Source organism: Geminicoccus flavidas (assembly GCF_009806515.1).
GTDB classification, from domain to species: Bacteria; Pseudomonadota; Alphaproteobacteria; order Geminicoccales; family Geminicoccaceae; genus Geminicoccus; species Geminicoccus flavidus.
On sequence record NZ_WUJP01000100.1, the window covers coordinates 1 to 3,705 of the forward strand.

The window sequence follows — 3,705 nt, forward strand, 5'->3', positions numbered from 1 at the left end:
AGGAGCGGCATCACCACCTTCTGCACGAACCGCTCCAGATGTGCCTGCCAGCAGTCCGTGTCCTCCACGCCATAGTCGTCGACCTGGACCAGCCGGGCCCGGTTCAGCGCCAGCTTGTCCGCATGGGCCAGGAATGCGGTCCGGATCGCCGCCAGACAGCGCCGCCGCCAGCAATAGTTCCGCCAGGACCGGCCAAGACTGCGCAGGACGATCGGCAGGATCAGTAGGACGATCAGCAATATCCAGCCGCTGCTGCGCACGGACTCGCCGAAGAACTGCACAGCGATATTCTGCAGCAGGCCGGCCAGCATGGGCAACAGCAGCAGCGCCAGCAGGAAGGTCTTCACCCCCTGCGGCAGCGGCCGGACGCTATTCTTCTCCACAGCCGGCCTGCGCCGCCGCTTTGCTGGCGGCCTGCGCGGCGTTTGGGCGACCGCCCTTCGAGCGTTCAGTGCAGATCTGGCCACAACTCACTGATGCCCAAGGACTTCCGCCGGGAGTTTCGCAACCGTTAGCTTAGTTCGTGCATCCCTTCCCGGCTAGATGGGAAGATTCTCATCCCGAAGCGCCAGCTGCCATGCGATACTGGCCGATAGCGCCCGTTTCGACCGGCGCGCCGCCGGAAAGGGAATGCGCGGAGTGAATCTGCACAAACGAACCCGAGAACGCAAGAAAACCAAGCCGTTATAGTAGCTTAGCTGTTCTCGGGATGCCCGGTTCAACGCCGAGTGGCGTTGAAGAAGAAGCCCCCGCCGCTGAACACGTCCACTCCGTCCATATGGTTCTTCGCCCGGTCCAGGGTCGCGTGGCGAACGTCGCTGCGGATCCCGGCATAGGTGATATGGCCGACGAAGGAGCAGATCGGCCCGGAGCTCAGCCGCAATTGGCCCGACGCCGCCACCTCGCGCCCCAGCATGTCGGCGCATTTGGTGCCGTTCAGGAAGTTGCCGGCCGCATTCACCTGCAGGACGCAGCGCGTCCAGTAGGGCTCGTAGCCGCGCTGGTAGCCCAGCGAATAGACCTGCCAGATCCCGGCGACGTCCTTCTGGGCGCAGGCGGCGAGCGCCTGGCCGGCCGGCAGGGCGACCAGGGCAGTGAGGAGGCAGGCGGCGAGACGACGGATCATGGCGGCTCCGGCAGGAAGAGGTCCATGATCTTCCCTGCCTGCTGGGACTCGCCGCTACAAGGTTATTTAATTGTTACTTGGCATGTACTCGTGAAACAGCAGTTCCCGGGTATGCGAGGCCCATTCACCGCACGGACATGCCGCCGTCGACCGGCACGATCGCGCCGTTCACATAGGAAGCGTCGTTCGACGCCAGGAACACCGCCACCCTGGCCACCTCCTCCGGCTGACCGACCCTGGCCATCGGCACGTCGGCATACATGCCGGGCCCGGTCGCCGGGTCGTCCAGCAGGGCCTGAATCATCGGCGTCGCGATGGGACCTGGGCAGATGCAGTTGACCCGGATGTTCTTCGCCCCCCAGTCCACCGCCAGCGAGCGAGTGAGCGACACCACCCCGCCCTTAGCGCAGGTATAGGCGTCCGCACCCAGGATCCCCTTGATCGCCTGGATCGAGGCATTGTTGACGATCGCACCCCCGCCCTGGGCCACCATCACCGGGATGGCGTGCTTACAGCCGAACGCCACGCCTTTCATGTTGATGGCGACGATGCCCTCCCAGGCATCCTCGGGCGTGTCCACGATGCTGGCCATCTTGTAGCGCCCAGTGGCGCTGTGCCCGACCGCGGCATTGTTGAACAGCACGTCCAGCCGCCCGGTCCCTTCGATCGCGAACGCCACCAGATCCCGGATCTCCGCCTCCTTGGCCACGTCGATGCGGAACGCCCGCCCGCCGATCTCCTTCGCGACTTTCAGCGCCAGGTCGCCATCGATGTCGGCCACCACCACCTTGCCGCCTTCTGCGGCGAACAGCCGGCAGGCCGCGGCCCCCATGCCCGAGGCCCCGCCGGTCACCACGATCACCTTGTCCTGGAAGCGCTGCATCGGGCTCGCTTGCTCCTGTTCATGCCGCTGGCTGGGCGCAGGCCTTGCCCGGTTACAAGCGGTTGCGCAACGGCGGCCTCTACCCATATGCCGGCGATGACCCTGCTTCCGGCAGGGCGGTCACAGCTTCGTGCCGGTGTTGCGCCCCTGCCGCCCCGGCCGTTGCACAGCGGCCGCATTGCCTGCCATGACCCAGCCATGACCACGCTGGAACTCTACCGAACCGAGCGGACCGCCCCTTGCCTCGTGGTCGCCGACCATGCCGGGCGGATGGTGCCGGAAGGGATCGAGCTGGGGGTCGATCCGCACGACCTGGCCCGCCATATTGGCTGGGACATCGGGGCGGCGACCGTCAGCCGCCGGCTGGCCGACCGGCTGAACTGCGGGGCGATCCTGTGCCATGTCAGCCGGCTGGTGATCGACCCGAACCGCCGCCCGCGCCTCCCCGCCTCGATGCCGGTGGTCAGCGACGGCACGGTGGTGCCGGGCAACCGCGACCTGGCCGAGGCGGACATCACCCGCCGGATCCGCGACCATTTCCTGCCCTATCACCGTGCCATTGCCCGCTGGCTCGGCAGCAGGCGCCGGGCCGGCATCGTTCCCGCTCTGATCGCGGTGCACAGCTTCACGCCCAGGATGCTGGGCCAGAGCCGGCCCTGGCAGGTGGGCGTGCTCTGGCGTGGTGACCGCCGGCTCGCCCAGCCGCTCCTGGACGGCCTGCGCCGGGACCCGCGTTTGTGCGTGGGCGACAACCAGCCCTACTCGGGCGAGCAGGACTTCGGCTACACGGTCAACTTCCACGCCCAGCGCACCTATATCCCGCATGTGATGGTGGAGCTGCGCCAAAACGAGATCGACCGGACCGAGACCGCACTGGCCTGGGCCGACCGGCTGGCCGACCTGCTGGCCCCGGCGCTGGCCGACCCGAAGCTCTACCAGATCTACGAGGGCGACAACCTCGCCGACCTGCCGGAGGGTACGAGCTGGCGCCAGGCGGTCAGTTGCTCCTCCTCGACCCGCTGATGCCGAAACCTGGGAAACTGCCTGCCATGGACGACCAGACCCGCACCGAACTGGAAGCCGCCGCGTTCCGCACGCTGGTGGCGCACCTGCGCAGCCGCAACGACGTGCAGAACATCGACCTGATGAACCTGGCCGGCTTTTGCCGCAACTGCCTGGCCAAGTGGTACGCCGCCGCGGCCAAGGAGCGCGACATCCCGGACCTCGACTACGAGGCCGCTCGGGAGATCGTCTACGGCATGCCCTATGCCGAGTGGCGCGAGCGCTTCCAGAAGGAGGCGACGCCCGAGCAGCAGGCCGAGTTCGCGAAGAACCAGAGCGGGCACTGACGCCCGTGGATGCTGGCGCTCAGGCGGTGGATCTTCCGCTAAGTTCCACAGGCGCCAGGAAGTTGTGGACGGAGCGTCCTGTGGACAAGTCGGGACGGACCCGGGCGGAACACTTATCCAGCTCAACCGTCGCCTCAACAAGGCCGGCTAGGTTATCCACAGAAGCGGCCAGCCTGTGGGAAGTGGGGACGGATCGGCTGATGCGATTTATCCCGCATTGACTGCGTGGATCGTGCCACGTTCTCCCCACTTGTCCACAGCCCCGTCTCAGGCGTGGACGGCCAGCAGCTCCGCCACGAAGCGCGGCACCTCCTCCGACGCCTTGCCGAAGCGCCGCTCCTCGAACC

4 protein-coding genes and 1 pseudogene are annotated in these 3,705 nt (G+C 67.0%); 2 read left to right on the plus strand and 3 right to left on the minus strand.

The annotated features are described in order from the left end of the window. From EQG76_RS02720 to EQG76_RS02730, 3 genes and pseudogenes are all read right to left on the minus strand, one after another. Positions 1-383: pseudogene (locus EQG76_RS02720) on the minus strand (hypothetical protein); the annotation flags it as partial. A gap of 335 nt (positions 384-718) precedes the next feature. After that, on the minus strand, positions 719-1,126 hold the full coding sequence (locus EQG76_RS02725; protein WP_159710400.1) for a hypothetical protein: 408 nt from the start codon (positions 1,124-1,126) through the stop codon (positions 719-721). Positions 1,127-1,250: 124 nt separating this feature from the next. Then, positions 1,251-2,009, minus strand: coding sequence for an SDR family NAD(P)-dependent oxidoreductase (locus tag EQG76_RS02730; RefSeq protein ID WP_159710402.1), 759 nt, complete (start codon positions 2,007-2,009; stop codon positions 1,251-1,253). A gap of 198 nt (positions 2,010-2,207) precedes the next feature. Between EQG76_RS02730 and EQG76_RS02735 the strand changes: the two genes are divergently transcribed. After that, complete coding sequence (locus EQG76_RS02735; RefSeq protein WP_159710404.1) at positions 2,208-3,032, plus strand: N-formylglutamate amidohydrolase; 825 nt, start codon at positions 2,208-2,210, stop codon at positions 3,030-3,032. A 26-nt stretch (positions 3,033-3,058) separates the two neighbouring features. After that, entirely contained in the window at positions 3,059-3,358 is a 300-nt protein-coding gene (locus EQG76_RS02740; RefSeq protein WP_159710406.1) for a DUF1244 domain-containing protein, read from the plus strand. The last annotated feature ends 347 nt before the right edge of the window (positions 3,359-3,705 follow it).

Excerpts from the sequence above, each read along its gene's own strand:
- EQG76_RS02730 (WP_159710402.1), bottom strand. The coding sequence starts at position 2,009 with ATGCAGCGCTTCCAGGACAAGGTGATCGTGGTGACCGGCGGGGCCTCG.
- EQG76_RS02740 (WP_159710406.1), top strand. The coding sequence starts at position 3,059 with ATGGACGACCAGACCCGCACCGAACTGGAAGCCGCCGCGTTCCGCACG.
- EQG76_RS02725 (WP_159710400.1), bottom strand. The coding sequence starts at position 1,126 with ATGATCCGTCGTCTCGCCGCCTGCCTCCTCACTGCCCTGGTCGCCCTG.
- EQG76_RS02735 (WP_159710404.1), top strand. The coding sequence starts at position 2,208 with ATGACCACGCTGGAACTCTACCGAACCGAGCGGACCGCCCCTTGCCTC.